This is a genomic window from Streptomyces sp. NPDC020958 (assembly GCF_055562175.1).
The window spans coordinates 170,020-187,925 of record NZ_JBVHFU010000008.1 but is presented as its reverse complement, the minus strand read 5'-3'; the positions used below and the strand labels follow the sequence as shown (position 1 = coordinate 187,925).

Below are 17,906 nucleotides of genomic sequence, written 5' to 3'. Positions count from 1 at the left end.
CCGCCGGGGAACTACTTCTTCTCGTCGTCCTCGTCACGCTTGAGCGCGTGCAGCGCCCGCGTCGTGACCTCGTCGACCGGGCCCAGCGAGGAGATGGTGCGGACCAGCCCCTGCGCCTTGTAGTAGTCGATGATGGGCTCGGTCTGCGTGTGGTAGACCTCCAGCCGCGTGCGGACGGTGTCCTCGGAGTCGTCGTCGCGCTGGTAGAGCTCGCCGCCGCAGACGTCGCACACGCCCTCGACCTTGGGCGGGGTGTACGTGACGTGGAAGACGTGGGACGAGTCGTTGCGGCAGATGCGGCGGCCCGCGATCCGCTTGACGACCTCGTCCTCCGAGACCTCCAGGTCCAGTACCGCGTCGAGCTTGATGCCCTCGTTCTTCAGGAGCTCGTCGAGCGCCTCGGCCTGCGACACGTTGCGCGGGAAACCGTCCAGCAGGAAGCCCTTCACGGCGTCCGGCTGCTCCATGCGGTCCTTGGCCATCGCGATGGTGACCTCGTCGGGGACGAGGTTGCCGGCGTCCATGTAGGACTTCGCGAGTTTCCCGAGCTCCGTCTGCTGGCTGATGTTGGCGCGGAACAGGTCGCCCGTGGAGATGTGCGGGATGGTCAGCTCCTTGGCAAGGCGAACGGCTTGCGTTCCCTTACCGGCGCCAGGCGGCCCGACGAGGACGATTCGCATCAGCGGAGGAACCCTTCGTAATTGCGCTGCTGGAGCTGGCTCTCGATCTGCTTCACCGTCTCGAGACCCACACCCACGATGATCAGGATGCTGGTGCCACCGAACGGGAAGTTCTGGCTTGCCCCAAAGCCAACCAACGCCATCGTCGGTACGAGAGCGATCAGGCCCAGATACAGCGAACCCGGCCAGGTGATCCGGTTGAGCACGTACGACAGGTACTCAGCGGTCGGTCGGCCAGCCCGGATGCCCGGGATGAAGCCACCATACTTCTTCATGTTGTCGGCTACTTCCTCGGGGTTGAAGGAGATAGCGACGTAGAAGAACGCGAAGAAAACGATGAGCAAGAAGTACAGGGTGATGTAGATCGGGTGGTCACCCTTGGTCAGGTTCGTGGAGATCCACTGCTTCCAGCTCGAGTTCCCGCCGGCGAACTGCGCCACGAGGGCGGGGATGTACAGCAGCGACGAGGCGAAGATCACCGGGATCACACCGGCCTGGTTCACCTTGAGCGGGATGTACGTCGAGGTACCGCCGTAGGAGCGACGGCCGATCATGCGCTTCGCGTACTGGACGGGGATCCGGCGCTGCGCCTGCTCGACGAAGACCACCAGGGCGACCATGACCAGGCCGACCGCGATCACGGTGCCGAACTCGATCCAGCCGCCGGCCAGGGTGCCCTGCTTCTTGATGGCCCACAGCGCGGACGGGAAGGTGGCGGCGATCGAGATGAACATCAGGATCGACATGCCGTTGCCGATGCCGCGGTCGGTGATCAGCTCACCGAGCCACATGACGACGGCCGTACCGGCGGTCATGCAGATGACCATCGTGATGGTGGTGAAGATCGCCTGGTCCGGGACGATGCTGGAGGCGACCGTGCAGCCGTTGAAGAGGGCGCCGCTGCGGGCGGTGGCGACGAGGCCGGTGCCCTGCAGGATGGCGAGGGCCACCGTCAGGTAGCGGGTGTACTGGGTGATCTTCGCCGTACCGGCCTGGCCCTCCTTCTTCAGGGCTTCCAGGCGCGGGATGACCACCGTCAGCAGCTGAAGGATGATGCTGGCCGTGATGTACGGCATGATGCCGAGCGCGAAGATCGTGATCTGGAGCAGCGCGCCGCCGCTGAACATGTTGACGAGACCGAACAGGCCCTGGTTGCCGGAGGCCTCGTTCACACACGTCTGGACGGCTTTGTAGTTGACGCCGGGGATCGGGATGTGGGTGCCGACCCGGTAGACCACGATGATGGCCAGCGTGAAGAGCAGCTTCTTGCGCAGGTCGGGCGTCCTGAACGCCCGGGCGAACGCGGTGAGCACGGTGCCTCCTGCGACCCCCGCGCAACTGCGTCAAGGGTGACGGTCTTGAGGTTCGACGAATGGGAAAAAGAACAGTGCTGGCCACCTTACCGGCCGTACTGCCCCCCTAGGAACGACCAACCGGGGATACCCCATTGTGAGGTATCCCCGGTCGGGAGTTGCTTACGTCATCGAGACGTCCGAAGGACTCAGACGAGCTCGGTGACGGTGCCGCCGGCGGCGGTGATCTTCTCCTTGGCGGAGCCGGAGACGGCGTCGACCGTCACCTGCAGCGCCACGGAGACCTCACCCTGGCCGAGGACCTTGACGAGCGCGTTCTTGCGAACGGCACCCTTGGCCACCAGACCCTCGACGGTGACCTCGCCACCCTCGGGGTAGAGCGTGGCCAGCTTGTCGAGGTTCACGACCTGGTACTCGGTCTTGAACGGGTTCTTGAAGCCCTTCAGCTTCGGGAGACGCATGTGGAGGGGCATCTGGCCACCCTCGAAGCGCTCCGGAACCTGGTAACGGGCCTTCGTACCCTTGGTACCACGACCGGCCGTCTTACCCTTCGACGCCTCACCACGACCCACACGGGTCTTGGCGGTCTTGGCGCCCGGGGCGGGACGGAGGTTGTGGATCTTGAGCGGGTTCTGCTCCGCCATGATCAGTCGACCTCCTCGACCGTCACGAGGTGGCGGACGGTGTGCACCATGCCGCGGAACTCGGGGCGGTCCTCCTTGACGACCTGCGTGTTGATGCCCTTGAGACCAAGGGAACGCAGGGTGTCACGGTGGTTCTGCTTGCTGCCGATGTAGGACTTGACCTGCGTGATCTTGAGCTGTGCCATGATCACACACCCGCCCCGGCACGCGCACGCAGCAGGGCCGCGGGGGCGACGTCCTCGAGGGGCAGACCACGGCGGGCCGCGATCTCCTCGGGACGCTGCAGACCCTTCAGGGCCGCCACGGTCGCGTGCACGATGTTGATCGCGTTGTCGGAGCCGAGCGACTTCGACAGCACGTCGTGGATACCGGCGCACTCGAGCACGGCGCGCACCGGACCACCGGCGATAACACCGGTACCGGGGGACGCGGGCTTGAGCAGGACGACACCGGCAGCCTTCTCGCCCTGGATCGGGTGCGGGATGGTGCCCTGGATACGGGGGACCTTGAAGAAGTGCTTCTTGGCCTCCTCAACGCCCTTGGCGATGGCGGCCGGCACCTCCTTGGCCTTGCCGTAACCGACACCCACGGTGCCGTCACCGTCGCCCACCACGACCAGCGCGGTGAAGCTGAAGCGACGACCACCCTTCACAACCTTGGCGACGCGGTTGATCGCGACGACGCGCTCAACGTACGCGGTCTTCTCGGCGGCAGCAGCGCCGCCGTCACGGCCCTTCCGGTCCCGCCGCTCGCCGCCACCGGCACCGCCACCGCGGCGCTGGGGTCCAGCCATTGGATTACCTCTCTCTTTCCGCTAGCTACAAGCGGCTCAGAACTTGAGCCCGGCCTCGCGGGCGGCGTCCGCCAGGGCGGCGATGCGCCCGGCGTACTGGTTACCACCACGGTCGAACACCACGGCCTCGACACCGGCGGCCTTGGCACGCTCGGCGACCAAGGCGCCGACCTGCTTGGCCTGCGCGGACTTGTCACCCTCGCCACCACGGACCGAGGTGTCCAGCGTGGACGCCGACGCCAGGGTGTGACCCTTGATGTCGTCGATCACCTGGGCCACGATGTGGCGGTTGGAGCGGGTAACGACCAGACGGGGACGCTCCGCCGTACCGGAAATGTTCTTACGGATCCGGATGTGACGGCGCTTGATCGCGGCGCGCTTGTAGGCGTCGCCCTTGAGGATCTTCTGTCCGTATGCCATGGCTTACTTACCCGCCTTTCCGACCTTGCGGCGGATGACTTCGCCCTCGTACTTGACGCCCTTGGCCTTGTACGGGTCGGGCTTGCGCAGCTTGCGGATGTTGGCCGCGACCTCGCCGACCTTCTGCTTGTCGATGCCCTCGACCGAGAAACGGGTCGGAGCCTCGACCTTGAAGGTGATGCCCTCGGGGGCCTCGACCAGGATCGGGTGGCTGTAACCGAGCGCGAACTCGAGGTTCGAGCCCTTGGCGGTCACGCGGTAACCGACACCGCTGATCTCGAGCTTCTTCACGTAACCCTGGGTCACGCCGGTGATCATGTTCGCCACCAGCGTGCGGGACAGGCCGTGCAGGGCCTTGCTCTGACGCTCGTCGTTGGGGCGGGTCACCGCGAGAGTGCCGTCCTCGCCCTTGGCGATGTCGATCGGTGCCACGACGGTGTGGGTCAGCTCGCCCTTGGGGCCCTTGACCTTCACCGTGCGGCCGTCGATGGTGACGTCCACGCCGGCGGGAACCGCGATGGGGAGCTTGCCGATGCGCGACATAGCTGTTTCCTCCGTTCCCTTCTGCTACCAGACGTAGGCGAGGACTTCCCCACCCACGCCCTTCTTGCCGGCCTGCTTGTCGGTGAGGAGCCCGTGCGACGTGGAGATGATCGCCACGCCCAGGCCGCCGAGCACCTTCGGCAGGTTGGTGGACTTCGCGTAAACCCGGAGACCGGGCTTGGAGATGCGCTTGATCCCCGCGATGGAGCGCTCACGGTTGGGACCGAACTTCAGGTCCAGGACGAGGTTCTTGCCGACCTCGGCGTCCTCGACCTTCCAGCCCGTGATGAAGCCCTCCTGCTGGAGGATCTCCGCGATGTGAGACTTGATCTTGGACGCCGGCATCGTCACGGAGTCGTGGTATGCCGAGTTCGCGTTCCGCAGACGCGTAAGCATGTCTGCGATCGGATCAGTCATGGTCATGAATTGGCCTTCGGCCTCTCTCGCCGGGGTTTCCTGGTGCGCCATCCCTCTCCCCGATCCGAGACGGGACGGGTGCGGCGCGGTGGACCTACGGCGTAGTAAGTCGTACGGGCGACCGTCAGGCGCCCAACCCTCCAAGCCTAAGCCATGAAGGGGAGGGCACCTGACACGCCCATTGCTTACCGAGAGCCTCTGAAATCCCTAAAAGGCGGGATTACCAGGAGCTCTTGGTCACGCCCGGCAGCTCGCCACGGTGAGCCATCTCACGAAGGCACACGCGGCAGAGGCCGAACTTGCGGTACACGGAGTGCGGACGGCCGCAGCGCTGGCAGCGCGTGTAGCCACGCACACCGAACTTGGGCTTGCGAGCAGCCTTGGCAATCAGAGCCTTCTTCGCCATCTCGCTCACGCCTCCTTGAACGGGAAGCCGAGGTGACGAAGGAGCGCACGGCCCTCAGCGTCGTTGGTCGCCGTGGTGACCACGGTGATGTCCATGCCCCGGGTACGGTCGATCTTGTCCTGGTCGATCTCATGGAACATGACCTGCTCCGTGAGACCGAAGGTGTAGTTGCCACGGCCGTCGAACTGCTTGGGGGACAGACCACGGAAGTCGCGGATGCGCGGGAGCGCGAGCGACAGGGTGCGGTCCAGGAACTCCCACATGCGGTCGCCACGGAGCGTGACGTGGGCACCGATCGGCTGGCCCTCACGCAGCTTGAACTGCGCGATGGACTTGCGGGCCTTGGTGACCTGCGGCTTCTGACCGGTGATCGTGGTGAGGTCGCGGATGGCGCCCTCGATCAGCTTGGAGTCGCGGGCGGCGTCGCCCACACCCATGTTGACCACGATCTTGACGAGGCCGGGGATCTGCATGACGTTCTCGTACTTGAACTCGTCACGCATCTTGCCCGCGATCTCCTCGCGGTACTTCTGCTTCAGACGCGGAGTGGTGGTGGTAGCCATCAGATGTCCTCACCCGTCCGCTTGGCAACGCGGATCTTGTTGCCTTCGTCGTCGAAGCGGTAACCGACACGCGTGACGACCTTGTTGCCGTCCTTCTCCACGACCAGCTGGACGTTGGAGACGTGGATCGGCGCCTCGGTGGTGACGATGCCGCCGGCCTGGGAACCGCGAGCGGTCGGACCGGCCTTGGTGTGCTTCTTGACCCGGTTGACACCCTCGACCAGGACGCGGTCCTCGCGGGGGAAGGCCGCGATGACCTTGCCCTGCTTGCCCTTGTCCTTACCGGTGATGACCTGGACCAGGTCGCCCTTCTTGATCTTCATGCTTACAGCACCTCCGGCGCGAGCGAGATGATCTTCATGAACTTCTTCTCGCGCAGCTCACGCCCGACCGGGCCGAAGATGCGGGTGCCGCGAGGGTCGCCGTCGTTCTTCAGAATGACGGCGGCGTTCTCGTCGAAGCGGATGTACGAGCCGTCCGGACGGCGGCGCTCCTTGACGGTGCGAACGATGACCGCCTTGATGACGTCACCCTTCTTCACGTTGCCGCCGGGGATCGCGTCCTTGACGGTGGCGACGATGACGTCACCGATGCCCGCGTAGCGGCGACCGGAGCCACCGAGCACACGGATGCAAAGGATCTCCTTCGCACCAGTGTTGTCGGCGACGCGCAGTCGCGACTCCTGCTGGATCACGTCTATCTCCTGTGTGTCTGCCGGTTCCCGGGGCGGGTGGGTGAGTGCTCACCCGCCCCGAGCCTGGCGGAACTGTCCTGCGAGGAATGCCCCGCAGGAGACTTACTTGGCCTTCTCGAGGATCTCGACGACGCGCCAGCGCTTCGTCGCGGACAGCGGCCGGGTCTCCATGAGGAGGACACGGTCGCCGACGCCCGCGGCGTTCTGCTCGTCGTGCGCCTTGAGCTTGTTGGTACGGCGGATGACCTTGCCGTACAGCGCGTGCTTGACGCGGTCCTCGACGGCGACGACGACGGTCTTGTCCATCTTGTCGCTGACGACGAGACCCTCACGGGTCTTGCGGAAGCTGCCGCGCGCCTCGGTGTTCTCGTTCACGTTGCTCTCGCTCATCAGGCGCTCTCCACCGTTTCGATGCCCAGCTCACGCTCGCGCATCAGGGTGTAGATCCGCGCGATGTCCTTGCGGACCGCCTTCAGACGGCCATGGTTCTCAAGCTGTCCGGTCGCCGCCTGGAAGCGGAGGTTGAACAGCTCTTCCTTGGCCTCGCGGAGCTTGCCGAGAAGCTCCTCGTTGCCCAGCTCGCGCAGCTCGGACGCCTTGGTACCGGCCGACATCACGCTTCACCTGCCTCGCGCTTGACGATCCGGCACTTCATCGGCAGCTTGTGGGCTGCACGAGTGAGGGCCTCACGCGCAATCTTCTCGTTGGGGTACGACAGCTCGAACATCACGCGTCCGGGCTTGACGTTGGCGATCCACCACTCCGGGGAACCCTTACCGGAACCCATGCGGGTCTCGGCGGGCTTCTTGGTGAGCGGACGGTCCGGGTAGATGTTGATCCAGACCTTGCCACCACGCTTGATGTGACGCGTCATGGCGATACGAGCGGCCTCGATCTGACGGTTCGTCACGTACGCCGGGGTGAGCGCCTGGATGCCGTACTCGCCGAACGCAACCGTCGTGCCACCCTTGGCAGCGCCGCTGCGTCCGGGGTGGTGCTGCTTGCGGTGCTTGACCCTACGGGGGATCAGCATGTCGGTCAGGCCTCCGTTCCGGTGCTCTCAGCCGGAGCGGCGGCGGGGGCCTCGGCCTTGGGGGCCTCGGCGCCGGCAGCCTGCTGCGGCTTGCGACCGCGCCGCTCGCCACCGCGGCCACCACGGGCCGGGCGGTCGGCAGCGCCGCCACCACGGGCCGGGCGGTTGCCGGCACGGGCTGCGGCGTTCTCGGCGCGGACCTCGGCGATGTTCTTGACGTCGCCCTTGTAGATCCAGACCTTCACACCGATGCGGCCGAAGGTCGTCTTGGCCTCGAAGAAGCCGTAGTCCACGTTCGCGCGGAGCGTGTGCAGGGGCACGCGGCCCTCGCGGTAGAACTCCGAGCGGGACATCTCGGCGCCGCCGAGGCGGCCACCGCACTGGATCTTGATGCCCTTGGCGCCCGCCTTCATCGCCGACTGCATGCTCTTGCGCATGGCACGGCGGAAGGAGACGCGGGAGGAGAGCTGCTCGGCGACGGCCTGGGCCACCAGCTGAGCGTCGGTCTCCGGGTTCTTGACCTCGAGGATGTTCAGCTGGACCTGCTTGCCGGTCAGCTTCTCCAGGTCACCGCGGATGCGGTCGGCCTCGGCGCCGCGGCGGCCGATGACGATGCCCGGACGCGCGGTGTGGATGTCCACACGCACACGGTCACGGGTGCGCTCGATCTCCACCTTCGAGATACCGGCGCGCTCCATGCCGGACGTCATCATCCGACGGATGGCGACGTCTTCCTTGACGTAGTCCTTGTACAGCTTGTCGGCGTACCACCGGGACTTGAAGTCCGTGGTGACACCGAGCCGGAACCCATGCGGGTTAACCTTCTGGCCCATTACCGGGTTCCTTCCTTGCTGCTGACGACCACGGTGATGTGGCTGGTCCGCTTGCGGATCCGGTAGGCACGGCCCTGGGCACGCGGACGGAACCGCTTCAGGGTCGGGCCCTCGTCGACGTACGCCTCGGAGATGAAGAGGCTGTCGGCGTCGGTGTGGTCGTAGTTGTGCGCGGCGTTGGCGATGGCGCTGTCGAGCACCTTGCCGACCGGCACGGAGGCTGCCTGCGGAGCGAATCGCAGAACAGCCTGAGCCTCCGTGGCATCCATGCCACGGATAAGGTCCACCACGCGGCGGGCCTTCATGGGCGTAACGCGGATGTACCGCGCCTGGGCCCTGGCTTCCATGGTTGTCCCTCTCAGTTACTTACGTGTCTGAATGCGATCCGCTACTAGCGGCGCTTCGACTTCCGGTCGTCCTTGACGTGGCCGCGGAAGGTGCGGGTCGGCGAGAACTCGCCGAGCTTGTGGCCGACCATCGACTCGGTGACGAACACCGGGATGTGGGTCTTGCCGTTGTGCACCGCGATCGTGTGGCCGAGCATGGCCGGGACGATCATCGAGCGACGGGACCAGGTCTTGATGACGTTCTTGGTGCCGGCTTCGTTCTGGACATCCACCTTCTTGATCAGGTGGTCGTCGACGAAGGGCCCCTTCTTCAAGCTACGCGGCATCTCAACCCGTCCTTAGCGCTTCTTGTTCGTCTTGCGGCGGCGGACGATGTACTTGTTCGACGCCTTCTTGGGCGAACGAGTACGGCCTTCCTTCTTGCCCCACGGGGACACAGGGTGGCGACCACCGGAGGTCCGGCCCTCACCACCACCGTGCGGGTGGTCGACCGGGTTCATCACGACACCACGGACGGTCGGGCGGACGCCCAGCCACCGCTTGCGGCCGGCCTTGCCCCAGTTGATGTTGGACTGCTCGGCGTTGCCGACCTCACCGACGGTGGCGCGGCAGCGCGCGTCCACCATGCGGATCTCGCCGGACGGCATACGGAGGGTCGCCATGGCGCCCTCACGGGCGAGCAGCTGCACCGAGGCACCCGCGGAACGGGCGAACTTGGCGCCACCACCGGGACGGAGCTCGATCGCGTGGATCGTGGTACCGACCGGGATGTTGCGGAGGGCCAGGTTGTTGCCCGGCTTGATGTCGGCCCCGGGGCCGTTCTCCACGGTGTCGCCCTGCTGCAGGTTGCGCGGGGCGAGGATGTAGCGCTTCTCGCCGTCCGCGTAGTGCAGCAGCGCGATGCGCGCGGTGCGGTTGGGGTCGTACTCGATGTGCGCGACCTTCGCCGGCACGCCGTCCTTGTCGTGACGACGGAAGTCGATCACTCGGTAGGCGCGCTTGTGTCCGCCACCCTGGTGGCGAACGGTCACACGACCGGCGTTGTTACGGCCGCCCTTGCTGTGCAGGGGGCGGACCAGCGACTTCTCCGGCGTGGACCGCGTGACCTCGACGAAGTCGGCGACGCTGGCGCCACGACGGCCCGGCGTAGTCGGCTTGTACTTGCGGATTCCCATTTCTCAGTCCTCGTCCGATATCGGACGATCCGACCCGCTTACGCGGTCGGACCGCCGAAGATGTCGATACGGTCGCCCTCGGCAAGGGTCACGATCGCGCGCTTGCTGCCGGCACGCTGACCGAAACCGGTCTTCGTGCGCTTGCGCTTGCCCTGGCGGTTGAGCGTGTTGACCCCGGTGACCGTGACCGAGAAGACCGCCTGGACGGCCTGCTTGATCTGGGTCTTGTTGGCGTTCGGGGCGACGATGAACGTGTACTTGTTCTCGTCGAGGAGCGCGTAGCTCTTCTCCGAGACGACCGGCTTCAGCAGGACGTCACGGGGGTCCGTGTACGACTTGCTCAGCGGGGTCTCGACGGTGTTCTTGCCCTCGGCCTCGTGGCGGCGGGCCTTCGCGACGCGCGCGGCCTTGGCGGCCTTGGCGGCCTTCGAGGCGATGCTGGGGTGACGGATGGCCATCAGACCTCGGTCCCTTCGGTGTCGTTGGCCTTCGGGCCGGCGACGAAGGACTCGAGAGCGGCCTGGGTGAAGACCACGTCGTCCGAGACGATCACGTCGTACGTGTTCAGCTGGCCCGGCTCCAGGATGTGGACCTGGGGCAGGTTGCGGGCGGAGAGCCAAGCGGCCTCGTCGGCGCGGTCGACGACCAGGAGCAGGTTCTTGCGCTCCGAGATCTTGCCGAACAGCGTGCGAGCGGCCTTGGTGCTGGGGGTCTCGCCCTCGATCACGCCGGTGACGACGTGAATGCGGTTGTGACGCGCCCGGTCGGTGAGGGCGTGACGCAGAGCGGCAGCCTTCATCTTCTTGGGGGTGCGCTGCGAGTAGTCACGCGGCTGCGGGCCGTGGACGACGCCACCACCGGCGAACTGCGGCGCGCGGGTCGAGCCCTGACGGGCGCGGCCGGTGCCCTTCTGGCGGTACGGCTTCTTGCCACCACCACGGACTTCGCCACGGGTCTTGGTCTTGTGCGTGCCCTGACGGGCGGCAGCGTTCTGCGCGACGACGACCTGGTGGATCAGCGGGATGCTGACCTTCTCCACGCCGAAGATCTCCGCGGGGAGCTCGACGCTACCGGTCTTCTCGCCGGCAGGCGAAAGGATGTCAACAGTGCTCATCGGTTACCTCAGGCCCCCTTGGCCGCGGTGCGGACCAGGACGAGGCCGCCGTTCGGACCGGGAACCGCGCCCTTGATGAGCAGCAGACCCTTCTCCGCGTCAACGGCGTGGACGGTCAGGTTCTGGGTGGTGACACGCTCGTTGCCCATGCGACCCGCCATGCGGAGGCCCTTGAACACGCGGCCCGGGGTGGCGCAGCCACCGATGGAACCGGGCGAGCGGTGCTTGCGCTGGGTGCCGTGACCGGCGCCGAGGCCCTTGAAGTTGTGACGCTTCATGACACCGGCGAAGCCCTTGCCCTTGCTCTTGCCGGTGACGTCGACCTTCACGCCGGCCTCGAAGACCTCGGCGGTGACTTCCTGACCGAGCGTGTACTCGGCGGCGTCGGCCGTCCGGATCTCGACGAGGTGACGACGGGGGGTGACGTCGGCCTTCGCGAAGTGGCCCTTGAGGGGCTTGTTCACCTTGCGCGGGTCGATCTCGCCGAAGGCGATCTGGACCGACTCGTAGCCGTCGACGTCGTTCGTACGGACCTGGGTGACGACGTTGGGGCCGGCCTTGACGACGGTGACCGGAACAACACGGTTGTTCTCGTCCCACACCTGCGTCATGCCGAGCTTCTCGCCCAGGATGCCCTTGATCTGCTTAGCCATTCTCAGATCACCAGCCCTCAGAGCTTGATCTCGATGTCGACACCGGCCGGGAGGTCGAGTCGCATCAGAGAGTCAACGGTCTTGGGCGTCGGGTCGAGGATGTCGATCAGGCGCTTGTGCGTGCGCATCTCGAAGTGCTCGCGCGAGTCCTTGTACTTGTGCGGCGACTTGATGACGCAGTACACGTTCTTCTCAGTGGGCAGCGGCACCGGGCCCGCGACCGACGCACCAGTGCGGGTCACCGTCTCGACGATCTTCTTCGCCGAGGAGTCGATGACCTCGTGGTCGTAGGCCTTGAGCCGGATGCGGATCTTCTGTCCCGCCATGGCTACTCAGTAGTCCTGTCTCTGTTAAACGCTCTGGAACCCGGTGGTTCCGTTCTGCCTTCTTCTCCGACCCACGCGGTCGGGCGTGTCGCGCTCCCGCTGACACAGATGCCCCTTGTTCGAACATCCCTGCGGGGAATGCACACGGCCCTTCCGGAACCGCAAGCCGGGGGTGAAGACCCACCGGGTGCCTGGCCGGTGCCGCACCACACTTCCCGAAAGATTCCCGTACGTCCGCCCCAGCGCTGCCGTAGTGGCAGTTAGGACGACGAGTACTGTGGGACTCGCTTCCGGTCCTCCCGGCGGGAGGCGCGCAGCATCAACACTCGACCGAGCAACTCCGACAGTCTGCCATACGGGGTGGGGGGCTGGCCAATCGGGCCGGGGAGCATACCCCCGGAGTGACGAAGGTCAAACCAGGACCCGCCGCAGCAGCGCCCCCGAGCCCCCGGCCGGTCCCGGCCGCGGCGTAATCCGCTCGCCCTGCGCCACCCCGCACTCCTACGCTGAGCAGGCACGACGGCTGTCACGGGGGACGTTCACCATGCGTACGCACTATCCACGGACCCGGCACCTGCCCTGGTCGCCCGGCGCGACCGCCGACGACCTCCGGGTCACCGACCTGTCCGGTCTGCGCGGCCGCGAGGTCGTCGTGACCGAGAAACTCGACGGCGAGAACACCACACTTTACGCGGACGGCCTGCACGCCCGTTCGCTGGACTCGGCCCCTCACCCCTCCCGCACCTGGGTCAAGGCGCTCCAGGCCCGGATCGGCCACGCGATCCCGGACGGGTGGCGGGTGTGCGGGGAGAACATGTTCGCCCGGCACTCGATCGCGTACGACGAACTGGAGAGCTACTTCTACGGCTTCTCGGTGTGGGACGGGCAGGGCCGCTGCCTGGACTGGGACCGGACGGTGGTCTTCCTGCGCGAGCTCGGCGTCCCCGCGCCCCGGGTGCTGTGGCGCGGCGTGTTCGACGAGCGGGCGCTGCGCGCCCTGCGGCTCGACCCCGAGCGGCAGGAGGGGTACGTGGTCCGGGTCGCGGACGGGTTCGGCGCGCCGGAGTTCGGGGAGCGCGTGGCCAAGTGGGTGCGCGCGGGACACGTGCGGACGGACACGCACTGGATGCACGCGGCCGTCGTGGAGAACGGGCTCGGGGCCGGGGCGGCCCTGTGGGCGGTGCGGTCGGGATCGGCCGTCGACGTGCGGGCGCTGGCGGAGGCGGTGGGACTGCCCGGCGAGGGGGAGGCACGGGCCGCGGGCCGCTTCGATCCGGCGGGGCGGTCCGGGGACGGCCTGCTGGCCGGCGTCCTGGCCGCGCTGTTGCACGGCGCGCGGCGGGGGCGGCTGGCGGCGCGGCTCGCCCCGGTGACGGGCCTGCCGCTCGCCCGCCGGGTCGCCGACCTCGTGGGGCTGCACCCGGCGCTGCACCGGCCGTATCCGGACGAGGACCGGCGGGCCGGTCTGGTGCGCCTGTCCCACGCCGCCGACCTGGGCCTGCTGCATGCGGTCGCCCGGGCCACCGCGGCCACGCGGGAGGCGCGCGAACAGGTGGAGTGGTCGGCGCTGCACGCCGAGGACGTGCGGGACCTCGGGCTGCGGGAGGCGTTCGCCGGGCTGCCCGCCGACCCGGCCGCCCGGTGCCGGGCCGAGGCCCGGGAGGCGTACGCGCTGGGGCGGATCGGCAGTGCCGACGAGGCCGTGGCCGCGACCTGGCACTGGCGGTCCGGCGCGTTCCCGAAGCTGATCCAGACGGTCGGCCCGGCCGGCAGCGGCAAGAGCACCTTCGCACGGGGGCTCCCGGGCGTGGACGCGTACGTCTCCCTGGACGACCTGCGCGAGGCGCGCGGCTCACGCGCCGACCAGCGGGCCAACGGCGAGGTCCTCCATGACGGGCTCGCCCGGCTGGACCGGGCCCTGGCCGGCGGCGGGACCGTGGTGTGGGACGCCACGTCCCTCACCAAGCAGCAGCGGTCGCTGGTGCACGGGATCGCCCACCGCCGGGACGCCCTGATCACGCACGCCGTGGTCCTGGTGGACGAGGACGAGCTGGTACGGCGCAACACCCGCCGCGAGCATCCGGTGCCGCCCGACGTGCTCACCGGCCAGCTGCGGCGCTTCGTCCCGCCGTATCCCGGCGACGCCCACCGCACCTGGTACATCGGGGCGGCCGGGACCGTCGAGGAAGAGGTCTGACGCGTGCGTACGAGCGAGGAGATCTACCACCGGGTGCGCTGGGACGCGCGTTTCGACCCGGCCCGCTTCGTCCTCGGCGTCCGCCGGCGCGGCGCCGCGCCGAAGCGTGTCCCGCTGCCCGCGTTCGTGCCGGGGGGCGAGATCCCCTGGCACCGGGTGCTGTTCATCGAGGCCGACGGCGAGGTGGTGTGGGACCGGGCCACCGGGGTGGACCGGATCGACGCGACGGAGGCGGGGCGGATTCGGGAGGCCCGGCTGCTCCCGGCGCCGTTCTTCACGGCCCGCACGCCGTACGCGTGGGACGGCGCCGGCTGGGCGCCCGCGCCCTCCCGGGGCGGGGACCGGTCCGGCGATGCACGGGTGTCGGGGGGGCTGCGCGTACTGACCTGGAACACTCTCTGGGACCGCTACGACGCCGACCGCATCGACACCGACCGGCGCAGGCCTCTGCTGCTGCGAGCGCTGCGCGACGCGGACGTGGACGTGATCGCGTTGCAGGAGGTCGAGACGGAACTCCTCGACCTCCTGCTGGGCGAGGAGTGGGTACGGGCGGGCTGGACCCTGGGCACGGACCCGCGAGGGCGGGACGTCGACGCGTGCGGGCTGCTGCTCCTGAGCCGGCTCCCCGTCACCGAGGCCGCGCACCACGAACTCGGCCCGCACAAGGCGGTGACCGCCCTCGTGGTGGCGGCGGCCGGACGGCCCGTGGTCATCGCGGCGACCCATCTGAGCAGCGACCACTCGGAGAACGGCGCCGACCGGCGCACGGCGGAACTCACCCGCGTCGCCGAGGGCCTGGCGGGCGTGGACGCCGATCTGCTGCTGATGGGCGACTTCAACGACGGCGGCTCCGCACCGCAGCTGACCCTGGGCCTGCGGGACGCGTGGAGCGAGGCGCACGGCGCCGACGACACCACCCCGACCTTCGACCCGGGCGGCAATCCGCTGGCCGCGGTCTCGTCGCTGACGGGCCGGGCCTCGCGGCTGGACCGCGTGCTGCTGCGCGGGGCGGGGCTGCGGGTCCGGCAGGCCGAACTCCGCGGTGACGTGCCCTCGGCAGAGGGGACGTACATCTCCGACCACTACGGTGTCCTGGCCGAGCTGGCGGTGGGTGCTCCGGAGGCGGACGCCGAGGACTCCCTCGCCGAAGGACCGACGCCCCGTACGGCGCTGGCGTGGCTCCCGCCCGAGGAGCTGTGGGCCCCGCTGCAGGAGATCCGCCGGGACCACGACCCGGCGATCCGGCGCTGGCCCCCGCATGTGAACCTGCTCTTCGGATTCGTACCGGAACACGCCTTCGAGCGGGCGGCGGCGGTGCTGGCGACGGCCGCCACCGCTCCCTTCGAGGCCCGGCTGGAGGGGGTGCACTGGTTCGGCCACCGGGACGACGCGACCGTCTGGCTCGACCCCGCGGCCGCGAGCGAGAAGCCCTGGGCCGACCTGCACCGCACACTCGTACGCCACTTCCCCCGCTGCGGCGGCCGCCACCCTGGGTTCACCCCGCACCTCAGCCTGGGCCGCACCACCGACCCGAACACCCTGGCCGACGCCTGCGCGGCCCGGCTCGCCCCGATGCCGGTCAGGGTCGGCGAGCTGGCCCTGCTGTCGCGGCGCGGGGACGAGTCGATGCGGGTACGGGCCACGGTGACGCTGGGGACGGGCGAGGTGCGGTGGGCGCAGGAGACCGCGGGGGTCGGCGTGGAGGAGGAGGACAGGGTGGCGGGGGTGGCGCGGGTGGCCGAGGAGACCACCCACCGCATCGGGGAGGCGTTCCCCGACGGCGTGGTCCATGTCGTCGGCTCCCGGCGGATGGGCTGCGCGCTGCCCGGCGCGGACCTGGACCTGGTCACGGTGCTGCCGGGCACGGTCGAACTCACCGCCGTACAGGCGCGGTTGGCGGCCGCCGTCCCCGAGGCGGCGGACGTGCGGGAGGTGGTCGGGGCCCGCGTCCCCGGTCTGCGGCTGCGGATCGACGGCCTGGACGTGGACCTGGTCGTGGTCACCACAGGTGCGACGGACCCCGCGGAGGCGGTCCCGCGCCGGACCGAGCTGGGCGAGGAGGCCGCGATCGCGCTCAGCGCGGTGAGCGACGCGGAGGCGGTGCTGGCCTCGGTGGGCGGACGCAGGGTCGCCTTCACCCGACTGGCCCGGCAGGTCAAGGCGTGGGCGAAGGCCCGGGGTCTGGACTCGGCACCGTTCGGCGGGCTGCCGGGCCTCGCCTGGTCCGTCCTGGCCGCCCGCACCACGGCCGAGGCCGGCGACCTCGCACCGGGCGCTCTCCTACGGCACTTCTTCGCGACGTGGGCGGCCTGGGACTGGCGGGAGCCGGTGGGCCTGACACCCGATCCGGCCCACCCCCTGCTCCCCCTCACCATCGCAACCCCCTCCGCCCCCGTACGCCCCTGCACCGACCAGGTCACAGCGGGCATGCGGGACCTGGTGACCCAAGAGCTGTTCCGCGCCTGGGAGCTGCTGGACGCGACCACGGATCCCCACCCCCGGGCCGAGCTCGTCGCCCCTCCCCCGCTCCATCGCCGCCACGCGGCCTGGGCGGTCCTGACGGTGGGCCCGGACGCGGACGAGGGCCGGGTGCGCGGCAGGATGCGCGCACTCGTCACCGACCTCTCGACGTCGGCTCCCGACTGCCACGCCTGGCCCCGCCCCTTCACCACGACCCCGCTCCGCTACGCCATCGGCCTGGGCGCCACCCCGCCGAGCGCCGGCCAGCTCACGGCTCTCGCGGAACGCCGACTGCGCGGCCTGCCCGGGGTCACGCTGACGCGGGCGGAAGGAGGCGGGGTGCCGACCCTGCGCTGACGCCCGGCGCCGGACGCAGTCGGGTGGGGCCCGTCACGACCAGTCGTCGTCCTCGTCGTCGGCATCCGGAGTGTCCTCGCGCAGGACAACGACGAGCTGTACGGGCGTCAGCAGGCAGCGCGGTCGGCCGGTCCGCTTCGTCCCCGCTCCGCTGCCACCGCATGAGCCTGCTCCGGTCGGCGCCATCCAGACGCAGCGTCTCGTAGTCGCTCAGGCTCGGCAGGAGCCGGTGGACCGCCGGGCCCCGTCGGGACGTGCCAGACATCGCGTCACCATCCATACAGGCCGGAGGACCGGCCGATCGGGAGCGCCGCGCGTGCCGGGATCACAAGCCCCACGGATCGGGGTGCGGAGCGGCCGAGGGGTCCGGTGACCACAGCAGGCGGGCCTCCAGACCGTCTCCGAGGACCTCGCCCAGCAGATCACGCATCCAGCCGGTCCAGCACACCGCGACGGGAAACTGTGGAACCCGGAACGCCGGCAGGCACCGCCTCTGGACGGAAGACCATCTTCCTCATCTCCCCGGTGGCTTTCTTCGGCCGGTCCGACCTGCGAGTGTCCACGCAGTCCACGAGAGGCTCCACCACGTACAGGGCGTACTCGTCCGGCTCGGGGGCCGGTGTACGGACGGGGACCAGCCGCCCGGCCTGCTCCAGCCGCTCCTGCCCGACCCGGTCGGCAAGGCGTCGGCTCAGGATCGGCGCACCCGGATAGTCGGAGGCGAACTCGGCCTTGGGCGCCTTGGGGTCACCGGTCCACTCGGCCTCGAACACGTCCGGCAGAGCGATCTGCGGTCCCTGGAACTGCCGGCGCTTGAGATCGATCAGCGAATCTCCCAGGCGCAGCGTCCGCAGGTTCCCCGTGCCGGCCAGGAGGCGGTACACCGCGGAGGCGGCCGAGGCGTGCGATACGGAGGTCGGGTCAGAGGTCATGGAGTC

26 protein-coding genes are annotated in these 17,906 nt (G+C 68.9%); 2 read left to right on the top strand and 24 right to left on the bottom strand.

Features of this window, described 5'->3' with window-relative positions:
* Positions 1-11 precede the first annotated feature (11 nt).
* From ACZ3KP_RS23960 to rpsJ, 23 genes are all read right to left on the bottom strand, one after another.
* Positions 12-680, bottom strand: a complete 669-nt coding sequence (locus tag ACZ3KP_RS23960) for an adenylate kinase (protein ID WP_467501649.1) — start codon at positions 678-680, stop codon at positions 12-14.
* Entirely contained in the window at positions 680-1,993 is a 1,314-nt protein-coding gene (secY, locus tag ACZ3KP_RS23955; RefSeq protein ID WP_358983589.1) for a preprotein translocase subunit SecY, read from the bottom strand. Before secY ends, ACZ3KP_RS23960 begins: the two co-directional genes overlap by 1 nt.
* A 188-nt stretch (positions 1,994-2,181) precedes the next feature.
* Entirely contained in the window at positions 2,182-2,637 is a 456-nt protein-coding gene (gene rplO / locus ACZ3KP_RS23950; RefSeq protein ID WP_132890195.1) for a 50S ribosomal protein L15, read from the bottom strand.
* A gap of 2 nt (positions 2,638-2,639) precedes the next feature.
* Positions 2,640-2,822 carry a 50S ribosomal protein L30 gene (gene rpmD / locus ACZ3KP_RS23945; RefSeq protein ID WP_003974250.1) on the bottom strand — a complete coding sequence of 61 codons (183 nt, stop codon included), beginning with the start codon at positions 2,820-2,822 and terminating at the stop codon, positions 2,640-2,642.
* A gap of 2 nt (positions 2,823-2,824) precedes the next feature.
* Entirely contained in the window at positions 2,825-3,430 is a 606-nt protein-coding gene (gene rpsE, locus ACZ3KP_RS23940) for a 30S ribosomal protein S5 (RefSeq protein WP_030860989.1), read from the bottom strand.
* Positions 3,431-3,466: 36 nt separating this feature from the next.
* A complete protein-coding gene (gene rplR / locus ACZ3KP_RS23935) occupies positions 3,467-3,850 on the bottom strand; it encodes a 50S ribosomal protein L18 (protein WP_089099426.1) in 384 nt (127 codons plus the stop codon).
* Positions 3,851-3,853: 3 nt separating this feature from the next.
* The gene (gene rplF / locus ACZ3KP_RS23930) at positions 3,854-4,393 is read right to left on the bottom strand and encodes a 50S ribosomal protein L6 (protein WP_046732374.1); all 540 of its coding nucleotides are present in this window, start codon (positions 4,391-4,393) and stop codon (positions 3,854-3,856) included.
* A gap of 24 nt (positions 4,394-4,417) precedes the next feature.
* On the bottom strand, positions 4,418-4,816 hold the full coding sequence (gene rpsH / locus ACZ3KP_RS23925; protein WP_030420829.1) for a 30S ribosomal protein S8: 399 nt from the start codon (positions 4,814-4,816) through the stop codon (positions 4,418-4,420).
* 214 nt (positions 4,817-5,030) lie between these two features.
* Entirely contained in the window at positions 5,031-5,216 is a 186-nt protein-coding gene (locus tag ACZ3KP_RS23920) for a type Z 30S ribosomal protein S14 (RefSeq protein WP_003948630.1), read from the bottom strand.
* Between the two features lie 5 nt (positions 5,217-5,221).
* Positions 5,222-5,779 carry a 50S ribosomal protein L5 gene (rplE, locus tag ACZ3KP_RS23915; RefSeq protein WP_116148543.1) on the bottom strand — a complete coding sequence of 186 codons (558 nt, stop codon included), beginning with the start codon at positions 5,777-5,779 and terminating at the stop codon, positions 5,222-5,224.
* A complete protein-coding gene (gene rplX, locus ACZ3KP_RS23910) occupies positions 5,779-6,102 on the bottom strand; it encodes a 50S ribosomal protein L24 (RefSeq protein WP_003992365.1) in 324 nt (107 codons plus the stop codon). Before rplX ends, rplE begins: the two co-directional genes overlap by 1 nt.
* A gap of 2 nt (positions 6,103-6,104) precedes the next feature.
* Positions 6,105-6,473 carry a 50S ribosomal protein L14 gene (rplN, locus tag ACZ3KP_RS23905; protein WP_003992364.1) on the bottom strand — a complete coding sequence of 123 codons (369 nt, stop codon included), beginning with the start codon at positions 6,471-6,473 and terminating at the stop codon, positions 6,105-6,107.
* A 102-nt stretch (positions 6,474-6,575) separates the two neighbouring features.
* Positions 6,576-6,863, bottom strand: a complete 288-nt coding sequence (rpsQ, locus tag ACZ3KP_RS23900) for a 30S ribosomal protein S17 (RefSeq protein WP_360519453.1) — start codon at positions 6,861-6,863, stop codon at positions 6,576-6,578.
* Complete coding sequence (gene rpmC / locus ACZ3KP_RS23895) at positions 6,863-7,087, bottom strand: 50S ribosomal protein L29 (protein ID WP_030174543.1); 225 nt, start codon at positions 7,085-7,087, stop codon at positions 6,863-6,865. The genes rpsQ and rpmC overlap by 1 nt, the downstream gene beginning before the upstream one ends.
* Positions 7,087-7,506, bottom strand: a complete 420-nt coding sequence (rplP, locus tag ACZ3KP_RS23890) for a 50S ribosomal protein L16 (RefSeq protein WP_007494765.1) — start codon at positions 7,504-7,506, stop codon at positions 7,087-7,089. The genes rpmC and rplP overlap by 1 nt, the downstream gene beginning before the upstream one ends.
* A 5-nt stretch (positions 7,507-7,511) precedes the next feature.
* Positions 7,512-8,339 carry a 30S ribosomal protein S3 gene (rpsC, locus tag ACZ3KP_RS23885; RefSeq protein ID WP_046732371.1) on the bottom strand — a complete coding sequence of 276 codons (828 nt, stop codon included), beginning with the start codon at positions 8,337-8,339 and terminating at the stop codon, positions 7,512-7,514.
* Positions 8,339-8,686 (bottom strand): 50S ribosomal protein L22, encoded by a 348-nt coding sequence (gene rplV / locus ACZ3KP_RS23880; RefSeq protein ID WP_003974262.1) that lies wholly within the window; start codon positions 8,684-8,686, stop codon positions 8,339-8,341. The genes rpsC and rplV overlap by 1 nt, the downstream gene beginning before the upstream one ends.
* A gap of 44 nt (positions 8,687-8,730) precedes the next feature.
* On the bottom strand, positions 8,731-9,012 hold the full coding sequence (gene rpsS / locus ACZ3KP_RS23875) for a 30S ribosomal protein S19 (RefSeq protein ID WP_003948639.1): 282 nt from the start codon (positions 9,010-9,012) through the stop codon (positions 8,731-8,733).
* Between the two features lie 12 nt (positions 9,013-9,024).
* Positions 9,025-9,861: a 50S ribosomal protein L2 gene (rplB, locus tag ACZ3KP_RS23870; protein ID WP_041665436.1), complete on the bottom strand. Its 837-nt coding sequence runs from the start codon at positions 9,859-9,861 to the stop codon at positions 9,025-9,027.
* A 38-nt stretch (positions 9,862-9,899) separates the two neighbouring features.
* The gene (gene rplW, locus ACZ3KP_RS23865; RefSeq protein WP_132890198.1) at positions 9,900-10,319 is read right to left on the bottom strand and encodes a 50S ribosomal protein L23; all 420 of its coding nucleotides are present in this window, start codon (positions 10,317-10,319) and stop codon (positions 9,900-9,902) included.
* Positions 10,319-10,975, bottom strand: coding sequence for a 50S ribosomal protein L4 (gene rplD / locus ACZ3KP_RS23860; RefSeq protein WP_123974799.1), 657 nt, complete (start codon positions 10,973-10,975; stop codon positions 10,319-10,321). Before rplD ends, rplW begins: the two co-directional genes overlap by 1 nt.
* Before the next feature lie 8 nt (positions 10,976-10,983).
* Complete coding sequence (gene rplC / locus ACZ3KP_RS23855) at positions 10,984-11,628, bottom strand: 50S ribosomal protein L3 (protein WP_046732368.1); 645 nt, start codon at positions 11,626-11,628, stop codon at positions 10,984-10,986.
* 17 nt (positions 11,629-11,645) lie between these two features.
* Positions 11,646-11,954 (bottom strand): 30S ribosomal protein S10, encoded by a 309-nt coding sequence (gene rpsJ, locus ACZ3KP_RS23850; protein WP_003948644.1) that lies wholly within the window; start codon positions 11,952-11,954, stop codon positions 11,646-11,648.
* Between the two features lie 544 nt (positions 11,955-12,498).
* Here rpsJ and ACZ3KP_RS23845 point away from each other — a divergent pair.
* Both ACZ3KP_RS23845 and ACZ3KP_RS23840 read left to right on the top strand, forming a co-directional pair.
* The gene (locus ACZ3KP_RS23845) at positions 12,499-14,151 is read left to right on the top strand and encodes an RNA ligase family protein (protein WP_467501648.1); all 1,653 of its coding nucleotides are present in this window, start codon (positions 12,499-12,501) and stop codon (positions 14,149-14,151) included.
* 3 nt (positions 14,152-14,154) lie between these two features.
* A complete protein-coding gene (locus ACZ3KP_RS23840; RefSeq protein WP_467501647.1) occupies positions 14,155-16,968 on the top strand; it encodes a poly(A) polymerase in 2,814 nt (937 codons plus the stop codon).
* Positions 16,969-17,390: 422 nt separating this feature from the next.
* Here the strand turns inward: ACZ3KP_RS23840 and ACZ3KP_RS23835 are convergent, their stop codons facing one another.
* On the bottom strand, positions 17,391-17,900 hold the full coding sequence (locus tag ACZ3KP_RS23835) for a hypothetical protein (RefSeq protein WP_467501646.1): 510 nt from the start codon (positions 17,898-17,900) through the stop codon (positions 17,391-17,393).
* Between the last annotated feature and the right edge of the window lie 6 nt (positions 17,901-17,906).